The 23231-nt window shown below is 34.4% G+C and carries 13 protein-coding genes; 1 reads left to right on the top strand and 12 read right to left on the bottom strand.

The genetic code is table 11. The annotated features are described in order from the left end of the window. Nucleotides 1-28: 28 nt before the first annotated feature. Genes BWZ22_RS10460 through BWZ22_RS16970 form a run of 3 tightly spaced genes read right to left on the bottom strand, consistent with a single transcriptional unit; the run spans nt 29 to nt 4690 of the window. A complete protein-coding gene (locus BWZ22_RS10460) occupies nt 29-1624 on the bottom strand; it encodes a RagB/SusD family nutrient uptake outer membrane protein (RefSeq protein ID WP_076699866.1) in 1596 nt (531 codons plus the stop codon). 13 nt (nt 1625-1637) lie between these two features. Further along, nucleotides 1638-4121, bottom strand: a complete 2484-nt coding sequence (locus BWZ22_RS10455; protein ID WP_254712342.1) for a SusC/RagA family TonB-linked outer membrane protein — start codon at nt 4119-4121, stop codon at nt 1638-1640. Between the two features lie 35 nt (nt 4122-4156). Further along, nucleotides 4157-4690 (bottom strand): carboxypeptidase-like regulatory domain-containing protein, encoded by a 534-nt coding sequence (locus BWZ22_RS16970; RefSeq protein ID WP_198027599.1) that lies wholly within the window; start codon nt 4688-4690, stop codon nt 4157-4159. Nucleotides 4691-4915: 225 nt separating this feature from the next. Between BWZ22_RS16970 and BWZ22_RS10450 the strand changes: the two genes are divergently transcribed. Next, the gene (locus BWZ22_RS10450; protein ID WP_076699864.1) at nt 4916-5770 is read left to right on the top strand and encodes a hypothetical protein; all 855 of its coding nucleotides are present in this window, start codon (nt 4916-4918) and stop codon (nt 5768-5770) included. 209 nt (nt 5771-5979) lie between these two features. Here the strand turns inward: BWZ22_RS10450 and BWZ22_RS10445 are convergent, their stop codons facing one another. The 9 genes from BWZ22_RS10445 to BWZ22_RS10405 all read right to left on the bottom strand — a co-directional run bounded on the left by BWZ22_RS10445 (nt 5980) and on the right by BWZ22_RS10405 (nt 23230). Continuing rightward, nucleotides 5980-8958, bottom strand: a complete 2979-nt coding sequence (locus tag BWZ22_RS10445) for a glycoside hydrolase family 2 protein (protein WP_076699863.1) — start codon at nt 8956-8958, stop codon at nt 5980-5982. 33 nt (nt 8959-8991) lie between these two features. Then, nucleotides 8992-10383 carry a cellulase family glycosylhydrolase gene (locus tag BWZ22_RS10440; RefSeq protein ID WP_076699861.1) on the bottom strand — a complete coding sequence of 464 codons (1392 nt, stop codon included), beginning with the start codon at nt 10381-10383 and terminating at the stop codon, nt 8992-8994. Between the two features lie 36 nt (nt 10384-10419). Then, nucleotides 10420-12090 (bottom strand): hypothetical protein, encoded by a 1671-nt coding sequence (locus tag BWZ22_RS10435; protein WP_076699860.1) that lies wholly within the window; start codon nt 12088-12090, stop codon nt 10420-10422. Nucleotides 12091-12211: 121 nt separating this feature from the next. Further along, nucleotides 12212-13798, bottom strand: a complete 1587-nt coding sequence (locus BWZ22_RS10430) for a sulfatase (RefSeq protein ID WP_232225134.1) — start codon at nt 13796-13798, stop codon at nt 12212-12214. 15 nt (nt 13799-13813) lie between these two features. Then, on the bottom strand, nt 13814-14761 hold the full coding sequence (locus tag BWZ22_RS10425) for a T9SS type A sorting domain-containing protein (RefSeq protein WP_083692297.1): 948 nt from the start codon (nt 14759-14761) through the stop codon (nt 13814-13816). A gap of 164 nt (nt 14762-14925) precedes the next feature. Beyond that, nucleotides 14926-17787, bottom strand: coding sequence for an alpha-L-rhamnosidase (locus tag BWZ22_RS10420; protein ID WP_076699855.1), 2862 nt, complete (start codon nt 17785-17787; stop codon nt 14926-14928). Nucleotides 17788-17890: 103 nt separating this feature from the next. Continuing rightward, nucleotides 17891-20722 carry a glycosyl hydrolase gene (locus BWZ22_RS10415; RefSeq protein WP_083692295.1) on the bottom strand — a complete coding sequence of 944 codons (2832 nt, stop codon included), beginning with the start codon at nt 20720-20722 and terminating at the stop codon, nt 17891-17893. A 91-nt stretch (nt 20723-20813) separates the two neighbouring features. Next, a complete protein-coding gene (gene rhaT / locus BWZ22_RS10410) occupies nt 20814-21866 on the bottom strand; it encodes an L-rhamnose/proton symporter RhaT (RefSeq protein WP_076699852.1) in 1053 nt (350 codons plus the stop codon). 128 nt (nt 21867-21994) lie between these two features. Beyond that, nucleotides 21995-23230 (bottom strand): VCBS repeat-containing protein, encoded by a 1236-nt coding sequence (locus tag BWZ22_RS10405; protein WP_198027598.1) that lies wholly within the window; start codon nt 23228-23230, stop codon nt 21995-21997. Nucleotide 23231: the final 1 nt, after the last annotated feature.

The raw sequence follows: 23231 nt of genomic DNA, 5'->3' as shown, positions 1-23231 counted from the left end.
AAAATTTAAAAAAATTAATTACTTAGTTTTAATTTCTGTACCCATTATTAGATGGATCTGATTCCAGTAAATTGGGGTTATTTTGTAATTCTTGTAGAGGTATAGGAAGTTTAACGTGCCACGACCTTATATTTCCTGCAGGATTCCAAAATCTATATTCTAAATTCTGAACTACATCTAATAATATACCCCAACGAATTAAATCGTAGCGTCTCATACATTCTCCGGCCAATTCCCATTTGCGTTCATCATAAATAGCCTCTCTAAATTCTTTCTGACTTAAGCCTTTTATAGCCTCTGCTTCGGCTACTGTTTCATACGCACGTTCTCTAATTTCTTTTATATAACCATAAGCTACCGTAGGATCTCCTCCAGGACGCTCGTTTTCACATTCTGCAGCCATTAGATGCACATCTGCCAAACGAAATACCAACCTGTTATCTTTATGGTTAAAACGTGGCGAATCTGTGGTGCTCAAGTTCCAAAACTTAGCCATGTACGGAAAGTTTAAATCGTACCCCAAATAGTTATCTACAATGTTTAAAGATCTCCTTAAATCGTTAGTTGGAAATTTTTCAGCAAAGTCTTTAGAAGCTACCTGTAAACCAGTACCGTTAAAGGCTTCACCTTGTGCCTCAAGCGCATCAGCTAAAGCTTCTCTTTCGCCTGAATTTTTAGGTTCGTCTCTTAAACGAGGAGCAAACATACTTGGCCTCCAGTTACCGTTACCAAAAACACTAGGAAAACTACCATCTGGCCTTAGCGTACCCTCTTCAAACTGCCCTCTTATGTCTTTTGCAAAATCTAAAGACCATATAATTTCGGAGTTATACTCATTATCTGGATCAAAAACATCGGCATAATTAGGTAATAAACTATGCGGAGATTGGTTTATGATTTCCAAACACTTATCAAGCCCCTGCTGCCATTGTTTTTGTTGCATATATATTTTTGCTTCAATAATAGCTGCTGCCCATTTTGAGGCTCTACCGCTATCATCACCAATATAAGCATCATTTAAATTGGCTTGGGCAAATTGTAAATCATCAATAATACCATCAATAATAACACTCTCATCAGTTCTACCCAACACTTTAATCTCATCAATTCCCAGAGCATCGGTATAATATGGTGCATCGCCCCAAAGGTTAGTAATATGCCAATAAGATAATGCTCTTAAAAAGCGACTTTCTGCTATAATTTCTGTTTGAGCATCAGCCGTTATAGCATCATTATCTGCTACTCTAGAAATTATAATGTTTGCATTGTTTATTACGCGGTACAAATCTTTCCAGGTATCTGAGACACTCATCCTTTGAACAGAAACATCAGCTATAGCCTCATTTACAGAATAATTACCTATAGGCTCAAATATATTAGCCGAACGGTTGGGCTCTATAATATCTGCTCCATTATCATAAAAAACATCTAGACCAACTTGACCATAAATAGAATTATTTTTTAAAATAGCATAAACACCATTAATAGCTTGACGAGCATCGTTTTCAGATGCAAAAAAAGTTTCTGGTGCAATAAGTGAGCGTGGTTCTTCTTCTAAAAATTCCTCACAACTAAAACATGAGAATATTATAGAGATGTATAAAATTATATATTTAGTTTTCATCTGTGTATATTTTTTAAAAAGTTACATTTAAACCAAGGGTTAAAACTCGTGGATTAGGGTACGACCCATCGTTATAACCTTGTGCTATATTACCTAAACCATCGCGACCAAATCTACTTGATTCTGGATCTATCAATCTAAAATCAGAAATTAAGAGCAAATTACTTCCTGAGAAGTATATAGTAGCATTTTTTAAACTATTAAGCCCCATTTTTTCAACTGGAAGGTTATATGCTATCCTTGCCGTTTTTAACCTTAAATGAGAACCATCTTCAACGTATTCTGAGTTTGGGGAGGTGCTAGTAACAGAGTCTGCACCAGCTCTTGGAATGTTAGAATTTGGGTTATCTGGTGTCCAACGGTCTGCAAGTTCTGCAAACTTGGTAGTTTCTCCTCTATTGAAATAGTGATTTCGGGTTCTTAAATTATACACTTCGTTCCCTATTGTTCCTTGGAAGTAAAATGAAAAATCCCAGTTTTTGTATGAAAATGAATTTTCTAACCCAAAGATTAAATCGGGTAAAGGACTTCCTAACACTACTGCGTCTTCAACTGAAATAATACCATCTCCATTTACATCATCAAACCTAGAGCCACCAACAACCTGTTTATTTTTTTCCTCAGAAGTTAAACTTGAAGCATCAATTTCTTCTTGGCTTTTCCAAGTCCCTAAAAATGGTACTCCAGTAAAAACAGGAACTGACTCTCCTACTATTAAACGTGTATTTCCTGAGCCTAAAATAGCATCAACAGTAACATCGATAAAATCTACATCCCCAAGTTCTAAAATTTTATTTTGATTAGAAGATAGCGTTAATGTTGAATTCCAGTTAAAGTTTGCGTTACTTATATTAGTTGTATTTAACATAAACTCCCAACCTTTGTTCTCTAAAGAACCTACATTTTGTAATTGGGTGTCAAAACCTGTTTGCCTTGGGATGGTAACATCTAAAAGTAAATCGTTAGTTTTTTTATAGTAATAGTTTAATTCAGTAAACACTTTACCTCCAAAAAGAGATGCTTCTAAAGCAATATCTAAAGAATTAGTTGTTTCCCATTGTAAGTTAGGATTTGAAGGTCTTCCTAGTGTTAAACCTGGTTGTTCTACTCCATTAACAGTAGTGTTAGCTTCTACCAAAACCCCTTTTGTCCTGTAAGGTTCTATAGCTTGGTTACCTGATTTACCGTAACTAGCTCTTAATTTTAAATCTTGAAATACTGATTGGTTTTGCATAAAAGGCTCTTCAGTTACTTTCCAAGCTCCTGCTATAGATGGATAAAATTCATATTGATTTCCTGGCGCAAAAACCGAACTTCCATCTGTTCGCCCTACTAAAGTTAGTAAGTATTTGTCTTTATATGAATAATTAAGTCTTCCAAAAAACGATGCTATCTGGAAACTATTGTAATCACTACTTACTTTAGACCTTATTGGATCTGAAAAACCTAAGTTATTAAATCCAGCGGCATCACTAGTAATTCCGAAAGCTTCAGCCTCTGTAATTTCAGTAGACACCTTTTGAAAAGAAGCACCTGCTAAAGCGGTGATAGTGTGGTTTCCTCCAAAATCTGATTGGTATTGAACTGTGTTTTCATTGTTCCATCCACTACTAGCAACAGTTCTTACACTTGCATTACCTCCTTCTCCTAAATATAATAAATTGGGGCTTTGACTAGACGTAAACTTGTTTTGTTTAGTGTTGTTAAATTCTGGACTAAAGGTTGAACGAATCACCCATTTTGGAGAAGGCTTATACTCTAAGTACATTGACCCCAGAAGATTATTAGAAAACGTCTCGTTGGTATTTAAAGCAATATTAGCTATTGGGTTAGACCATGGTGCACTCACTACTTCATCAAACCCATTAAAAGTACCATCTTCATTATAAATAGGCTGGGTTCTTAAAGTGGCAAAGGCATTACCAAAACTAGCATTCCCGTTATCTTGCTCTATTCTAGAATAGTTAATTCTAAAACCTGCTTTTAGTTTATCGCTTAATTTAATATCTAAATTACTTCTAAAAATATATTTTTCTATCCCAGTACTCTCTACAATACCTTCTTGGTTAAAGTAATTTAAAGACGTATAATAATTAACGTTATCTGTTGCTCCAGATATAGATACATCGGTATTAAAAATTGGTGCTGTACCTAATAATAAATCAAACCAATCATTATCTGGGTAGGTAGATGGATCATTAGGAAACGGTAATGCTGCCGATCTGAATTCTGCACTTTCATTTGTAAATGCAATTTGTTCCTCCTGAGACAACATATCTGGTAATTCTGGCACTAACTGCATACTTGTATATAAGTTTACACTAACCTCTGGTTTTCCTGCACCTGCTCCAGAACCATTTTTAGTAGTTACCAAAACAACACCATTTGCCCCTCTAGAACCGTAAATAGCAATAGATGAAGCATCTTTTAATATTTCAATAGACTTAATATCATTACTGTTAATATTGTTAAGATTAAAGTTTGTGCCTACTACAATACCATCTATAACCCAAAGTGGTTCGTTACTTCCTGTTATGGAGTTCCCCCCCTAACTCGAATAACCGTACCTGCACCAGGTGCTCCACTGGTTTGGGTTACCTGTACGCCAGAGGCTCTACCCTGCAATGCTTGATCTACCCTAGAGACTGGTGCTGCAGTTAAATCCTCAGAACTCACCGACGACACAGAACCTGTTAAATCAGACTTTCGCTGAGTACCATAACCAATCACCACAATCTCATCGAGTTCGTTGTCTGCCTCCAGAGTGACATTGATATTAGTCTGGTTACCCACTGTCACTTCTTTTGTAGAATACCCTACATAGGAAATAGACAATACCGATTGCGGTTCTGCTTCAATTGTGAAATTACCATCAAAATCAGTAGATGTTCCCTTTGATGTTCCTTTAATGATAACTGTTGCTCCTGGCAACGGTTGCCCATCTGCAACAACTGTTCCTGTAACGGTTTGTGCTTTTGCCATGGCTATACACGACAGTACCAAAACCGCACTCATCCAAGTTTTAACATAACTTGAAAGAGGTTTTAGTTTAGCTTTTAAATTCATAGATATTTAGTTAATTTATTGATAGATTAGCAAAATATTTTATATTTATCTGAGGATCATCCTGTACTTTCTGTTATGACCTGTGCTGCTATAAAAAAAATAAAATTAGCAGGATACCACAGGGTAAGATTTTATTAATACCATTTTAATTTTAAAGTTTTAAAATTAAAATGGTATTAATACTACTGATATATACAATTTATTTCACTGTTTAAACTCTAAAAAATGACAAGAATAATTAAGCTATTTCTATTTACCTTCTTTATATGTTTTAATTACATTTTTGGGCAAAATATTAATCCGCCAAATGGTAGAATTGCTATCATTGCCGATGGCAATTCTCCAGATCCCGATGATTTAGGAGGCACAGCAGTTACATTAGCCTTATTGAGAGCTACAGGTTTAGAAAACCGATTAGTACATTATTCTCATAGTTGCGATTTGGTTAGAGATGACCGAATTTCTAAAAAGGCTGAAAAAGAGCGCCACCATTTAATGCAAATTGCCTGTGATATGACCGCCAGACGTTGGGGTGGTTTTGACCATTTAACTTTTTATGATGCCATTTGGCAAAAAGAAGAAACCATAAATGATTTATGCTGGGCAATAAATGCCTCTACAGCCAACGACCCTTTATGGATTATTGAAGCTGGTGAACCTGATATTATAGGCATGGCTTTACAAAAAACTCCTAAAGAAAAACATAAATTTGTTAAAGTAGTAACTCATCATCCTGCTAATGATAACGCTGGTGATTTTTATACTTGGCAGCAAATTTTAAATTTTGGTATAGAAGAAGTACGTATTCCCGACCAAAACATTAATTTAAAATTAGATTTAGAAAAATGGGATTGGGCAAAAAATCATACCGACCCAAGAATACGACTAATATGGACTTTAGGAAATATTGCAGAATTAGACAATGTTGTTAAATTTCAAAAAGGAAAATGGGATTGCTCTGATGCTGGAATGGTGTTATATTGGATTACTGGGGCAAATGTAAATAATGGTTTAGAAGCTGGAGACATACACGTAGTAAGAACTCTTCTAGAAGAATTTATAAATAATAACCAAAAATAAAACCTAGGTCATTAACAAAACAAGAATAAAAACGTTTAAAAAAGGATGGTAAAGTGCTTACCATCCTTTTTTTAACACTTTAAGAATTGTTGAGTGTTTTAATAAATACTTAAACCTATTTTATTTTCAAAATTTGTTTCTTTTAAACAAAAAAAACAATGCCTAAAAACCCACAAAGAGCAACGTCTAAATAATTATTACTGTGTTTTTTAATACTTTTTACCAACTACTGTATACATTCTACACGTGTCTGGAGCATCGTCATCACTATTACCCGCCATAATAATACTTTCTCCGGCTTTGGCTATACGATGATAAATAGACATGACAACTTCACCAACTTTAATATTATCTCCAGTATCTTTGTAATCTTCTATTAAAAATTCAGGGCGCTTTACTCTATCATCATGCAATACATAAATGTGCATTTTTTGGCCAGCAACAAACTGTAATTGGTCTCTTGCCCAGTATTTACTATCGCTGTTTGGGGTTCTTATATATTCTGCACCTCTTAGATACTTCGGAATTACTGTATAATTTTCTTCCATATCTGTATAAGCTTTTTTGCCCCAATGCATATTAGTACGCAACATAGCTTTACCATCTCCAGTATAACTAAATTTAGTAAACAACTTACTCTTATTTGTTTTACCTGGTATGTATTCTGGGATTTCTGGTGTATGTATAGGTAAAGGTTCTTTAGTTAAAACATTATTAAATACCTGTGGCAACTCTACGGTTAGTCCGTTTTTAATATCTACTGGCTTAGTTGTTAAGGTTATGCTTGCTACGGGCAACCCTTTTTTTGTAGCAGAAACAACAACCTCCCCTGCCTCTAAAGTAGAACGTAACGCTACGCGGTTAATTCCTGCTTCAACATCTAAATATAGGTTGTTAGTAGAATTTTCTTTACCACTATTGTACCCCCCTCTCCAAATAGTTGGTCCTGAAACAGTAAAATCTACTCGACCTTTTTCTAGCGGACATCTTCTTCCTTTGGCATCAACTACTTCTACATCTATTAATGCAATATCAGAACCATCGGCTCTCCACCCTTTAGGGCCCGTAATTGGTGTTAATTTTAAAGCGGCAGGAACTCCAGCGGTTTCTTTTATTTGTGTTACTTTTACTTTACCATCAATAATACCTTCAGCTTTAATTTCTCCAGCTTCCCACGACACATTTTTAAATTGATACACATAACCATCTTTTGGTGTGCTATTTTCTCCTATTATGTTTCCGTTAACATATAGTTTTACGGCAGCTGTGTTTGAAACAACAAAGATATCTTTTGTGGTTCCTTCCTTATAATTCCAATGCCCTACAATATGTATTTGTGGTTCTGACCTCCACATAGCTTTTGTAGTGTAAAAAGCTTCTTTAGGTAAGCGTACAGCATCTACCTCTCCACTAGCTCTAGTTACTTCAGTTTGTCCTCTACCACCATGAGGGCCATCTGAAAAAATCCAATTAGCACCACCCGAATGGTAGGCTTTTCTGCCCATTTTATCCCACCAATGTTCTACTTGCCTTACAGCATATTGTTCTGAAGTTATTTTATATGTATTTTTATTAATATTAGGATGACTGAAAAAATTATCATCTGGAGAATACTTATCCCAAACACGTCTTGGGGCTTCTTCGCGCATGTATTCACTTTCTACAATGGGTAAATCTGGATATTCGCGTTCCCAACCTTCAGTTCCTATTTCAATAGAAATGTAACCCTCAGAATCGTTTTTAACATCGGCTCTTCTGTTCCCCATAAGGCGTTTTCCTTTGGGATCAAATGTATTTATAACGTCTAAAATTTCTTGATAATGTGCTTTGGTTTCTGCCCAATTACCGCCTTCCCAAATGAAAATGGATGGATGATTTCGGTAATACACAATCATATCTTTAAATGCTTTTATACGAATATCCCAAGTTTCACCCTCGTCTTGAGATTCGCCACTTACACCTGGCATTAGTGTTACAAAACCATATTTATCGCCCATATCTACTTCTGCTGGTGATCCTGCACAATGCCCCCATCTTATAAAGTTCCCTCCTGCTTCATCCATTAATTGAAATGTATAATCCCGTAACCAATCTGGTAAGGCAGCCCCTAAACCTGCCCAAGAGTTTGTTGGTTTTTGCCCCCAACCGTGAAGTTTTGCATACTCCCCATTGTTAAAGAATCCTTTATCTTTATCAAAATTAAAGGATCTTATTCCTAAAGGTGTATTATAAGAATCTACAGCGCTTCCGTCTACATTTAAAACACTTTCAACAGTGTACATATACGGATGACGTGTATACCAAAGCTGAGGGTTTTTTAACTGTATTTGTGTTGAAAATGTAAACTTTTCGCCTGCTTTTAATTCTTTTTCTGTTTCAGAGACACCAACAAGCTCACCTTCGTTATTAAATATCTTTGCTTTAAATGTTACATTTTGAGCGCTTTGGTATTCGTTTTGAACTTCGGCATTTACATGAATATCAGCACTGGTTTTTGAGATGTTTTCAGCATAGACATAAGTTCCCACAGTTTCTAAATTATCATACAATGGTAAGGTAATGTGAAGCGCATCCATAACATGTAGAAATACATTACGGTAAATACCTCCATGAGTTGGGTGCCAATGCTCATGATTCCATACTAAAGGAAAATTATCTCTAAAATGATCTCCTCTATCATTATTAACTCTTACAGCAATAACATTGTCTTCATTAACTTTAATATAAGGTGTTAAATCGTACCCAAAAGGAATAAACCCAGTTTGGTTTTGTCCTAGATGTACACCATTAATATATACATCGGCTATTTGGCGTACAGATTCAAACTCAATAAATACTTTTTTGCTTGAATCTAATTTTGGCAGTTTAAAATGCTTACGGTACCAAACTGTTCCACGCCATTGATTTTCTTCGCCATTATGATGCCCAAGACTATAATCATCAAAGGTGTCAATATCATTAAATGTATGCGGACAACTTACTGTGGTCCAATCCGAATCATCAAATTTAATATTTTGTGCATTCTTTGGATTATCTTTTATAAACTTCCAATCTGGATTAAAGTTGTATTTAACCCTTGTTTTTTCAAAGGTATTGGTTGTGTTTTGGGCATTACTTTGGCACGATATACAACTTGATATAAATAAAAGAAAAAGAGCGCAGTAGCTACTTATTAAAAGCTTATTCATTATCTAAAATATTAATTTTTTTGTTAATACTGCTTAAAAATTACGAATTCCTGGAACCACCTGTAAACTTATATTCCCACTAAGTTTTGGCCATTTTAAAACAATGAGTTTCTGTGTTTTCTCATCCCAAATAAAATTAGAGACATCAACATCATTTGGAGCTTTAAACACTTCTAAACCAATGTTTTTTATTGGGTTGTGATACAACACAATGTCATCATTAATAATTACCGAAAATCCATCAGGATAATGCCTGTTGGCTCCAATGAAAATTTTTGAAACTCCTAGTTCATTATTGGGTTTAAAATTAACATCTAAAGTTCTGGTGGCGTGGTTGAAAAAGAAAGCTTGTATATTGCCTGCTATGGTTTGCGGAAATGGTCTGGAAATAACATCGGTGATATATTTTCGCTCCACCGTTCCTGCATCTGTACTATCGCTAAAAATAGCCCATGTTGAGGGACCTCCTGGAAGAAAATGCTGCATACTCCTGTTACCCAAAAACCAAGCTTTTATAGACCCCACTCCCATGCGGTCAAACACTTCGGCTGTTTTAATGTAAAGTTCTTTGTATTCTAATTGCCCAAGTTTTCCACTTATTAGCGTATCGGTTTTAGCAAAGGTAGGAAACCCCCATTCTCCTATTAATATTGGCGCATTAAGTAACTCTGACTCTTTATCAAAACGATTCATTACTGGTTTTATAAAATCGATTTTATTTTGATAAATATGGGGTGCAAAAATAACATTCTTACGGTTTATAGGAGCAGTAATTTCTGCATATTGATTATTATCAATAGCTTCGCCTTTATTCATAAATACAGACTGAATTAGTATTTTTTTATCTGGATTTATTTTTTGGCTCTCATCTATGATTTTCTGATATAGCGGAATAAGATACTTTTTAGTTAATTTTTTATAAGAAATATCCATTGAGAGTTTTCTTGGTTCATTAACCACATCATACCCTACAACCGCTTGATTATTAGCATAACGATTCCAAATAACTTTCCAAGCATTAATATACTTTTCGTGTTCATTATTAGTGTTAAGCCAAAATTGTTCCCACTCAAATTTTTTAACACCATAAACTGTCATTTTAAAAATAGTTTTGATGTCGTGGTTTTTTCCTAGATTAACTAATGTATCAAGTTTTTTTAAGTAATTGGATTGTAATTTACTTCCAGAAAATTCACTTAATTTTCCTAATTCTAAACGTATAACTTGATAATTTGCTCCCATTCTAACCATACGAACATAATCATCGTTATTAAAGTAAACTTCGCCTATGTGGTCGTTTGTATTTACAACAAAACCTCTTGGAATAACATGTTTACCCCATTCATCTCTAAGACCGTGTTTAATTTGAGAAAATGCTATTAGAGAAAGGATACTAAAAAACAGAGTGATACCAACTTTTTTCATTTAATTTTATTTCAAAATTCTTATAATATTCTTTTATTATTGTGGTGTAAGCTCAATTAATTTTACGCTATGAGGTTCTAATTCAACCTTTAAAGTTAATTTTCCATCAATTTTTTTAACTATGGAATCTGTAATAGTTTTTGGAAGTTCGGCCAGTTGTGTGTACTTGGTTAAGTTGGTATTAAACACATCTTTCCATCCATCTTCAAAACGATCTGAAGGTCTATTTCCATAAATTCGTCCGTTGGTTTTTTCTCCTACTCCTGCCTCCCTTACATCTTTATAAAGTTCATGCATCATGATGCCATGATTTTTATCTACAGTCCACTCGTTCATTTTCCAACTATTACCCCCTGCTATTTGCCCTCCTTCTAAAACAGGAAATAATGTTCTTGAAGCAGAACTACTGCGCGTTGTATTATGATTATATACCAACAGGTAAATAACATCTCCTTTTACTACAGGTATAATACCTGCATGACCACTAATATTATCAATAGTTTCTACTCTATTACCGCCTTCCATTTTTAAGAACATTTCGGTTACATTACGTCTACCTTGTGGCAAGTTACCAACCTCTATTTCCTGTCCCCAATCGTATATTTCGGTTATTCTATAATCATAGGCTAAATCGGCAATTCTAGCATACCAACTTGCTCCAAATTCGGTTGCATCTGATAAACTTAGCCCTCTATTAGCATTTTCATCTCTTAATATTCCAAATTCCTGAATATCAAAAGGAATATCTCTAAACTGTGGATAACTATCTAATTTAGCTCTGTATTCTTGAACTGTATTGGGTAGTTTTATAGTGTTTTGATCTATTTTTTCATAATAAGAAATACAGAAAAAATCCATTTTTGTACCTGTTTCTCCTGTAGCGTAGTTTGTACCTGTAGCACAATGATCTATAATTTCGGTAGTAAAAGTTGCTGCACCTTCTGTTAAATTATTTCCGGGCCCAATAATAGCATCTGGAATAACTTTTAGAACTTCGTCTACAGTTATGTCGTAATGTTTAAAATATTCTTCTTTAGTACCATTCCAATGATGCGGTGTATAATTAGGTTCGGTAGCTACTCTAAAGCGCCAAGTTTTTACTTCGTTCATACCAAATTCATCAACCAATGTTTGTAAAAAAGCATTTATGTATTGCCTCCAAACACCATAGTCATCTGGTGGATTGGTATTACCATAGGTATTCTCTTCTTTTACGGCATTCATTTCCCAAGGCACATTATCTAATACAATACGTGGTTTAAAACCTGTTTGCATAAAATTGCGCATATCGGTTAACAAACCACTAAAATCTGTTATGATGTTTCCTGAGCCATCTACACCTTTATAAAAATTATTTTTATTATCTGTTCTACCTCCAAGGACACGTACCAAGTTGTAGCTTTTAACGTAAGGCTTTATAGTATTTAGTCCCGATGTAAAACCAGAACTGCTAAACCGAGTTTGGTTTATCATAGGTCTTGTTGACCAAAAGTTATACATTTCTCCTACTACTGCGCCTGTATTAATAGTAACTACTTTATCTGGATCAACAACTATAGGTATATCTGGCTCTTGTGGTTCTTCTGGTTCAGGGTTTTCAATAACCTCTTCTTCTACATCTTCAGATTTTGAACATGTAAAAAAAACGGTAACTACCGAAAGAAAAAATATTAGGCTAAAAAGTTTGTTTAAATAATGTTTTTTCATAATTCCATTTTATTAACCAAAACTAATAAGATGAAGCCCCAAAAGCATCCTGCCCTGTCATGTCATGTCATGTCTAATATATCTAACACATTAAATAAGTCATATTTAACGATACCTATCATCAATCGAGAGTTAACTTACTTTTCCACCAATTTCTATTCGGTTGAAAGTCTTCCGAAAGCACTTCTAATCTATTTTTTTCTAGAGAAGGCCACTTTTTATTAATTATATCAAAATGTCTTTTTTCTGCCTTGTTTATATTGTATTCAAGGTCTTTTTCTGGATATTTTGCCCCTACTTCGTTTAGCCAATTCATCAATTTTTTGCTCATTTTTTGCGCAATTTCTGGATAGTTAGATATAACATTCAACTCATCTATCTCTGTAGAGGGTAATTTATATAATTCTTCATGGCCATCTTCCCAATAATGAATTAATTTCCAAGTATTTTCTTGAATAATTGATGCGGGATCGCCCCCTTGATTTCCATAGTGTGGATAATGCCAGTACAAAGGTCTTTTTACTTTTAAGTACTCCCCTTTTAACAGGGGTTTTAAACTAATTCCATCTATGTGTTGTTCGGGCAAAAGCGGTACATTAGCCAAATCTAACAACGTAGGATAGAAATCTGTGCTTATCACAGGAAATTCTGTTTTAACACCTTCTTGTTTTAACCATGGCACTTTAATAAAATAAGGTTCTTTAATACCTCCTTCCCATTGATAGCCTTTACCCCCTCTTAAAGGTAAATTACTAGTAGAATAATTATCACCAGATGCTACACCGCCATTATCTGATGTAAAAACCACAATAGTATTTTCGTCTACTCCATTATCCTTTAATGCTTTTAAAACCACACCTACTGCATCATCTACAGTTTCTACTAACCCACCGTATATAGGATTATCTTGCACTTGCCTAATAGGTAAAATGCGCTCCATTTTATAACCAGAAGGCATTATACCCAAGCTATCTGCCTTGTTGCGATATTTACGCCATTTACGTTCGGTAGTTTGTATTGGCGCATGTACGGCATAAAAAGATAAAAATGCAAAAAATGTAGAATCTTTATTTTGTTTGATAAATTCTACTGTTTCTTGGGCTAAACGCATCGTTAAATTTTCACCGTCCTTCCTATTTTTTAATTTAGGGTTATTCCATGGTGAAAAGAACCCTCCTCTTGGAGATCCTGCTTCTATGCCGCCAATATTAATATCAAACCCATGGTCTTCTGGGTATGAGCTCTTACCTCCTAAATGCCATTTTCCTGCAAAAAAGGTTTTGTATCCATTCTGCTTAAAGGCTTCTGCTATAGTTATATCGGTTTTAGGTAACTCGCGCACATAATCGGCAGGCAATAATTTGTCATGACGGTTTCTAGTGCGCCATTCTTCTCCTGCCTTAGCTCCAATCCAGTCTGTTATACCATGACGTGCCGTAAATTTCCCTGTCATTATACTCGCTCTGGAAGGGCTACACACTCTACTTGCTGCATAACCATTGGTAAACATAACACCTTCATTTGCTAGCCTATCAATATTTGGTGTTTCGTAAAATACACTTCCTGTTACCCCTAAATCGTGATAGCCCAAATCATCAACTAAAATAAACAGTATATTAGGTTTAATTTGTTTACTTATATCCTCCTTTTTACAATTAAAAAAAAGAATTACATTTAATACTAGTAAACTTTTTAGAATCTTAATCAACTTAATTTTGGAATGTTATATTTTAATAATTTTTTTTACGAAATAATTATTTTTATCAGAATTAGATATAAAATAGAGACCACTTTCTAAATCACTAATATCAATAATTTCCGCGGATTTTTTTGTATTTATTGTTCTAATAATAGCTCCAGAAATATTAGAAATATTCAAAATAGAATTAATAGGAATATTGCTAATTTCTATTTTCCCCATTGTTGGGTTCGGGTAAATTTTTGTTTCACGTCTATTTACATCATTTATTGATAAAGCGTTATAGCAGGAAGATTCTGGATTATTTAAATTCTGAGCAGCAGTATCGGAAACATTACTTCTTCTTAACACCATTTTATCAATAAATAAATAGTTTGATCTAGCATCTAGAGTAATGGTATATACTTTAGCCTCATTAAAGGTAACCCAAACTCTGTGTGAATCACCATCATTTGTGTTGGTTACAAAACCCCAATCTAATCTGTTTCCGAAGGCTTTTATGAAGTTTTGAGTTGAGCTTCCTGCTGCACAAGTTAAAGCTGGATCTGAGTTGCACAAAGGTTTAGGATATACTTTAGCTCCATTTTTAATACCGTAAAAATCTTCGCCATCAACTTTTAACCAAGCATCGTTATGCTCTCCTGCAGCCGTTCCCGTGCCAACGCGCATTCGCCATGCAAATCTGTAAGTACCTGGAGTATTAATTTTAATGTTATAAACAATTGGAGCCCCAGTAAGTGCGTTGAAAGATTCTGGCCCCGTCCAGTATAAATAGGTAATTTCTTCTCCATCTACAGTTTCTGTACCAATTTGCCATCGGTTGTCGTTTATAATACCAGATTCCATCTCTATGGTTAACAATCCATTTTGTTCTTCAAAAGGTAAAGTTCCATCACATGGTGCTGTTTGAGCTATAGTATTCACTGTACCCATAAAAAGAATGAGAAATGCGATTGTAGTTTTAGTAATCATAGTTGTATCTTATTACCTACAATGATAATTATATAGCTAAAGAAAAGTGTCCTGTACTATACCGTATTTATTAAGTAGAACATATATTAAAGAGGTGTTCCCTAGTTCTGAAAATCATGTGTTTTAATTAGGACGTATGAATCAATATTTGTTTTATTTGAATCTTATTTTAAAGCTTTCAAATATTCAACTTCATACTGTCCTGAACCTAAAATCACATGATTATCATCTGTTATAATCTCATTATTTTCTTTAAATATATCTATGGATTCTCCATTAATTTTCAAGGTCTCTAATTCAGAAGACGTTAAAACAATTTTTGCTTTAGTATTAAACGGCACCGCTAAATTCATTAATAATATACCATCTTTAGCTGTCCAATCATTCTTTATATCCCCGTATGGTGTTGGCACAGAAACACTGGTACTAGTAATCTGATTTGGGAATTCAGGATTAACCATAAATTCTTTAAATCCAGGATGTTCTTCTGAAGATTTGATACCTCCTAAAGATTCATAAAAATAGGCTGCAAAACCACTATGCATTGGATGGTTTAATGAATTTGTAGGTCCTTCCATTTTCTCCCATTCAAATTGGCGTTCTGGCCATGTGGTGAAGCCCGAATTCATCACGTAGGTTTGACTTGGGAATTCTGGTGTTGTTAAAATTTGATGTGCTACATCTGCTTTTCCGTATTTAGTTAATACCGTATAAATATATCTGTTACCATGAATTCCGGTTGAATGGTGCCCGCCTTTAACTTCTAAAATATCATAGACTAAGCCATTTACTACATTTTCTACATCTTCTTCTGGAACGATACCGAATTGTAGAGCCTGAACCGTTGCGGTTTGACTTTGATACCATTTGTATTTTGTATTTGGAATGTCTACTAAAAACTCTTTATTGAACGCAGCTTTTAAGGCTTCTTTTTCTAATTTCATTTTTGATTGATACTCCGCATCATTATTTATTTTTGCAAAAGTTTCCATAATGCCTAAAACATTGTAAAAATAGGCGTTAGCTGAAATAACCGGGTCGCATTCCATGGCGCTAGGATTTTTTCTCCTGTCCCATCGTGGTGGACACCAATCGCCCATACCATCTTGCATTATGCCATTCTCGTCTTTAAAATTAAGATAGAAATTAGTTAAACCTTTCATAGATTCATAATATTCTCTAACAATTGTGTCATCACCGTAGTATAAATAATTATACCAAGGTAAGTACATGGTGGCTACTCCCCAATCTATTTTAGCATAGGTAGAGGTTCGTTTACCAGGAGCTATCATTGTAGGCACTTGGAATTTGACATCTGGGTTGTTGTGTCCTTTTGTAGGACGCATTTGAGTACGTATGTCTTCCATATATTTTTTATAAAAATCATACATATCATAATTATACAAGGCATATTCACAAAAGGCATGCGCATCACCTAACCAACCACATTTTTCACGATGCGGACAATCTTCTGGTATTCCATGAACATTATCAACAATAGTCCATTTACTAATACTGTGCATTTTATTTAGTAATGTATCTGAAGATATAAAACTTCCTGTTTCTTCAATATCTGTTGCTACCAATACTGCTTTTATCATATCTGCATTTGGCTTAGAAGAAACACCTTTTATTTTTGCATATCTAAAGCCATGATAACTAAATTTTGGTTCCCATGACTCAACTTTATTTCCTTTACAGATGTATTCATATAGTTGTGGCATACCATTGGCACCACCTCCTGTAGATCCTTTAAAAATATCCTTTCCGTTGGTTAATAAAGCTTCAGTTGTAATAACTTCTATAAGTTGTCCTTCTTTTTCTTTTACATTCAACTTAACCCAACCTGCTATATTTTGACCAAAATCTACAATCCATTCACCATCTACTCCTTTAAATACGTTTTTCGGCTCCAACTCTTTTAATTTTCTAATTGGTGGCATTTGTTGTGCGTTAATCTTTTTAATTTTTGGTAAAGTTTCTTTAGCTAACCCCCAATTAGCATCATTATACCCTAGAGTTGTCCAATCTCCCAATTCAAATCTAGCGTCATAAGTATCCCCCCCATAAACGTTATTAAATACAATAGGCCCTGTAGATTCTTTCCATGTTTCATCGGTATAAAAATCGGTTTCGGTACCATCTTCATATTTAAATTTCACTAAAAGTTTTACTGTTGGTGGTCCATATGCTAAATCTCTGTCTGATTCAGGATCTCGCTTCCAAGAAATATTTTGTCCGTAAAAACCATTTCCTAAAATAATTCCAAAAGCATTCTGTCCTGAATTTACTTGCTCTGTAATATCATAATTTACATAGTAGGCTTGTTTATTGTAATTTGAAGGTGCTGGGTCTAACACATGGTTACCCACCTTTTCTCCGTTTAAGTATAGTTCATAATAACCTAAACCGCAGATATAGGCTTGAGCATTTTTTATGGTTTTATTGACATTAACTTCTTTTCTAAAGTAACTTGCTGCAAACCCTTCAACAGGTTCTGCTTTTTTCATTTTACCCGTTTTGTAATCTCTAAAGCGATAGGGTGATGTTCTGGTATCTTCATTAAGCGTAATCCATTTTGATTCTCCCCAGTTTTCCTGATTCATTAACCCCATTTCAAAGATCTGAGTGTCTGACCAATTTAAAACATCTCCGTTTTCATCCCAAATCTTTACTTTCCAGTAGTAAGTTTTCATTGCTTGTAAAGGAGCTCCTTGGTATTTTACGAATGTAGATTTTTCACTTTCTACTTTTTGTGAATTCCACATATCTGCATCAGCCTCATTCAATTTATCTTTTGATGACGCTACCAAAATATGATATGCTGATTGTGATTTATTAAATCCTTCAGCATTCACAATCCAAGAAAAAAGTGGTTGCTCACTCTCTAAGGCCATTGGTGTTTCTTTAAAATCAACGGTTAATTTTTTAAAAGTCATTGATGTTAGTGAAGTAGAAACTTGATGGCAGGACACAAAAAACATGGCCAAAAATACTAGCGGAAACAGTGCTTGTTTATTTATCATTATAATACTATTAATTAATTGAATGTTGATTTTATGATATCTTAAGTGAAAGGTATTAGAATTACATATATCTATTATCCTGTACCATCATGTTATGAATGCTTTAATACTTTATTAATTTTACAGGACCTTGTACCCCAGTAGACACTTTGTCTTTATACACTCTTGTCCAACGGATAGTTAGGGGATTATTTAACGATTTACAATAATTGGCCAGAACTGTTGTATAACGAATTTCTATGCTATTAGCCCCTTGTTTCAGGCAACTTTTTATTGGATATATAGCCTTACCATACCAACGTTTGCCTACTTTTTTACCGTTCACATAAAGTTCTGTAACACCTTCATTTACATCGCCTAAATCTATATGAGTAAAATCTTCCGCCTTATCTATGGTTGTTTTATAGATAATTTCTCCTGCAAATGAAGTTTGTGTGGTATCTGTTGACTGACTGAAGTCTATGAGCTCTGTCATATCCCATGTATAGGTTTTATTGTCTACACGATGCCCAATTACCGTCCAATCTTCGTCTATTTTCTTTGAACTTTTAACTTGACAATCTTTTTTTTCTGCTTTTTTTGTTGGCTTATTATTTTGAAAAACAATCAACAAGGATTCTAATGGGTTTAAGTTAATCTCTAACTCATTAGAATTAGAGGCATAATAATATGGTTTTCGTTCTCCTGTTTCTGGATTCCATACATATGGATATTTTCCTTCCACAGGAAATTTTGCATTAAAAGATGCTTTTTCAAACCTATGAATATTGGTGAAAAAATAAATATCTTTATCCTGAGTATATTGATGAATTTGAAAGACTTGATTTGATGGATTACTTATAATTACGTCTGGGTTAACACCCGATTGCTCTATAAATTGTTTCGCCCACATAAATAACTCTTTTGTAGATTTTGGCTGATTGGTTTTTATAAATGAATCAGGATGATTGGCTAATAAAAGTTCCATTGTCTGTTTTACTTGCTCATCCTTTTTATGAAAATCGGTAAAGTGTAAAGCTTTTTTGGGAAGTCCATCAATAACTACAATTTTTCCGCCTGATTCTACAAATTTCTTTAACACTAAGGCTATTTCTGGATGAATAGACTTCAAACTGGCCAATACCAACAATTTATAAGTCATATTTCCGTATGAAATCGTACCGTCATTTATTTCAGCTTTAGCTAATACATTTTGATTAATATACTCGCAAGAATATCCTAACTGACTGATAGGTTCCCAAAGTTTGTACAAATACGCTGGTTCCATATGAAAGGGGGTTCTAGCTAAACCTTTGTCTCCCCAAATATCGGATGTTGGACCTATAATAGCAATAGATTTATCGGGTTGAGAATTTTGAAACACAGCTGATAATCTGGCATTATAATCAACCCAAAGATGTAAGTGTTTCCACCAGGTATTGTTTTCACTAAAATAGGCGCCATAACGTATCCATCCAGGAAATGGTGCTTCTTTTGGGGAGTAATTATAACCGTGTAATACAGAATGATTAATTCCTGTTATAAAATTCATATCATCATGTTGTTTCATTTCTTCTAGAGTCATTTTAAAAACACCACGCGTATTGGTCATACTTTCACAGCTCGTAATTTTTTTTCCTGTTAAATGTGCGCCTGCAGAGGCATACATATTCCAAGTCATATAACCGTGAGATTGATTCCATTGCCATAAGGAATCTTTCATTTCTGCTGAATAAATCCAGTTGTTGCTTTCTGGAATATCAGGTATCATGTAACCGTCTAACATACCCATTAAAAAAGGTGTGCCATAGGCTTGGTACCTACAAAGCACGCCATTTTCTTCGCAAAACGCTTTATAGGTTTTAGTAAAGTTTTCCAGAAACACCTCTACTAAAAGCTTATTGTAGTCATACCTAACCCGCTTTAATTTGTCTTTAAATTCTGATGAAAAGTTTTCGGAATATAGCTCATTTGAATAATTACCATGTGCTGAATAAAACACAAAAGGCATCCACTTTTCTAACTTGTAACCATAGGTGTGATAAAACATAGTTTCAAAACCATCGGTCCAATTTGCTCCAGATACTTCTATACTATCACAAAAAATTGCTCTTATTAATTTATTTAAAGGAATACCTGAACGCTCTGAAATTTTCTTTAACCTATTTAAATATGCCAAAGTCATTTCTTTTTTATAATGATTCATTACAGGACCTGCACCTCCAGGAGCTCCCAGGGTAACATCTCTAAAATTTTGTTGAATTAGTGTATAGTTTAAATAATACTGACCGGGTTTTTCTATTTTATATATAAGATTTTTATTTTCATCTAAAAACTCAGTGAGGTTAATAATCTCTCGTTCATCATTACAATTCTTAGGCACTAAAGCTAAGTTAGCAAGCCTGTAAGTTGTTCTTTTACTTAGATGTTTTTGAGCCCGTAACTTATTATATTTTTCTTTGAAAAGATTGATTAAATAGTCTTCATCTACTTTAATAATGGCTTTAGAATCATAAGAGATATTATCAGAGACCATTCGCTGGCAGGTTTCTTCATCTTTTAAAAATTCACCCCCAAATGGCCAACCTGTACCCGCAATTATATCGGTAATCATACCTAAATCTTTGGCTTTTTTGGCAGCATGAACCACCATATCAATCCATTCATTACTCATCCAATCTAAAGATTGCGCAGTGTTATCAAAAGCCATAGGCATCGCTATAGGATTAATTTCAACACCACCAAAACCTACATTTTTAAGAGATTCGAGCTGTCTGTCCAACTCTTCTTTTTTCACTTTGTTTCCATTCCACCACCAACGTACAAAAGGACATGCCTCTGCTGGAGGGTTTTGGAATTTTGCGTACAAATCTTCATTATCAATAATTATACTCTTATCATTACAAGAGAACATTAGGAGAAGAAAAAATGTTACTGATAAAAAAGAATACTTCATTTCATCTTGATAAGATTATAAATAATAGTTACTCAAAGTAAGACTTTTAAAATACGAAGGTATCCTGTAATTTCGTAAAAATCTATTTAACCTAAATAGAATTCCCTATACCTACCAAAACAACAGATAAAACAATAACCACAATACCTGAAGTTATGGTCCACTTAGTTTTAGCGGCAACACCTTTCCATTCTTTACGGTAAATACCCCAAAGATTAGCTGTTAAAATAATGGTAGACATATGCAAAATCCACGAACTAGCTCCATTTCCTAATTTACTTTCGCCCATACCGTAGAAAAAGAACTGTAAAAACCATATTGTACCTGCTAAAGCCGAAAACATGATATTTTTTGAAATGGGAGTTGTCTTATTGGTAAGGTCGTTATAGGATTTATTTTTTATGCTTAAAAAAGTGGTCCAAACAAAATTAGTTGCTAAACCGCCCCAAAGTATGACCACAAAGGTTACATTATTAGCATATAAATGGTCATAACCAGCTGCCACTGCAGCATCAGCTAATGGTTTACCGCCTTCAATTCCAAAACTAAAAAATGAACTTAAAATACCAGATAAAATAGCAACCACTAGTCCTTTTACCAGATTAAATTCTGAAACACTTTTCTTTTTTTCCTCATCAGAAAGTTCATTTTCTTTTAACATACCGGCCTTACCACAAATTGCAATTCCTAATAAACATACCAACACACCAAAAAGCACCAATTGTCCACCGGACGAAGCTAACATATCAGAGAACGTTTCTTTGCCTTCCATTGGTTTCAAATTGTAATAAATTGGAGGTACTAAAGCTCCGAATGCTGAGCAAAACCCCAATACTACAGAATTACCTAAAGACATGCCTAAATACCGAATACCAAGACCGTAAGTTAACCCACCTACCCCCCATAGTAAGCCCATTAAAAACACAAAGCTTAGAATGGTGTTGGAACTAGCAACTATAATATCTAGAAAGCCAGGTACAGTTAACCAAGCAGCTATTGGCGGCACGATTAGCCATGATACTAAACCTCCAACCATCCAGTACGTTTCCCAAGCCCAACCTTTTACTTTATTATATGGCATGTAAAAACTACCTGCTGCGACTCCGCCCAATGAATGAAATAATACGCCTAAAATTGCTTGCATGATTTTTACTTTAAATTATATGAAGCATAAAACTAAATCAAGTAGGGTTAAATATTATCCTGTAGTATCGGGATGTAAAAAATTTTATTTGCAAAACTAAAAAACATAACACCTAAGTACGCTGTTTTTTAAATTTCATTCAGTGGGTTTTCATACCAGATTACCCCCAAGCCTTCACTATCCGCACCATAATTTTCCTCACAAGTAAGGACGTCCAAATCGCCATCGCCATCTAAATCTACCAATTCAATCTTGTCGTATTTTATGCCTTTTGGTCCGCTAATTGTATGCCATTCCCAAACAGAATCTGTTGGTTTATTTTTATAAGACAACCAATAAATCCCTTCCTTTTTTCCGTTTGCTTTTTCAAAAGAATGTACAAGGTCTGGTTTTCCATCGTTATCAAGATCTCCAACAACTACTGATTTAGGTTTAGTGGCATATTCTGGAATTGCAATTGGAAATGGTTTCCAATTCAATCCCGTTTTATCCATTCGTTTTAAGAACCAAATTTTTCGAGTAGTTGCTTCTGTAACAATTACATCTTCTAAACCATCCCCATCCAAATCTTTCAAATCCATAAACATAACCTCTAATCCTTGGCATCCTATAAAATGATTCTTCCATGTTTTTTTTTGCTTTCTGATTTTCCTTGGGTTTTCTAACCAGCGAACACCTTGAGTCGGTCCCGGTTTACGGTCGGATACCACAATATCCAAATCCCCATCACCATCCATATCCTTACTAAACATAGACATTACCCAGGTTGCAGGACTTATAGAAAACCATTTCCATTTAGAAAGCTTTCTTGAATTTTTGGGGGATTGAAACCATCCTATTTCTGCATTTTTATTTTTAGATCCTACTACTAAATCGATACCATTTTTCCCATCAATATCCATTGGTACACAATACATCCACTGTACATTTTTATCTGAGGCAGGAAGCACTTGAGACTTCCACTCTTCAGCATTCAGATAGTCATCTAGGTTACTTGGAGCCCAATTAAAATATATTTTATTGTGATGTCCTTCTGTGCTGCTTACCACGTCCAATGCACCATTGTTATCTAAATCTGCAAATACAGCGTCTTCAACATTTGGGGTTTTTCCAACGATTACTGAAGGCCAATTTTGCTTTACCAAATTGAAACCTGGATGTAAATAAACTTTGGTATAACCTCCCTCTTCCCAACCTGTGGTAATATCGGGTAAACCATCATTATTTACATCGGTAATTTTAACGCCATCGGCACCACTAAGAGAAGCATCAATGGTATGCCTTTTCCAAATAGTATTTTGGGCACTAAGTTTACTTACTAACAAAACAAGAATTAACCATGTTGTTAAGAATCTATTTATCATT

This window comes from Seonamhaeicola sp. S2-3, from assembly GCF_001971785.1.
In the GTDB taxonomy this organism is placed as follows: domain Bacteria; phylum Bacteroidota; class Bacteroidia; order Flavobacteriales; family Flavobacteriaceae; genus Seonamhaeicola.
The sequence above is the reverse complement of the archived record's forward strand: the minus strand, read 5'-3'. Positions and strand labels throughout refer to the sequence as shown.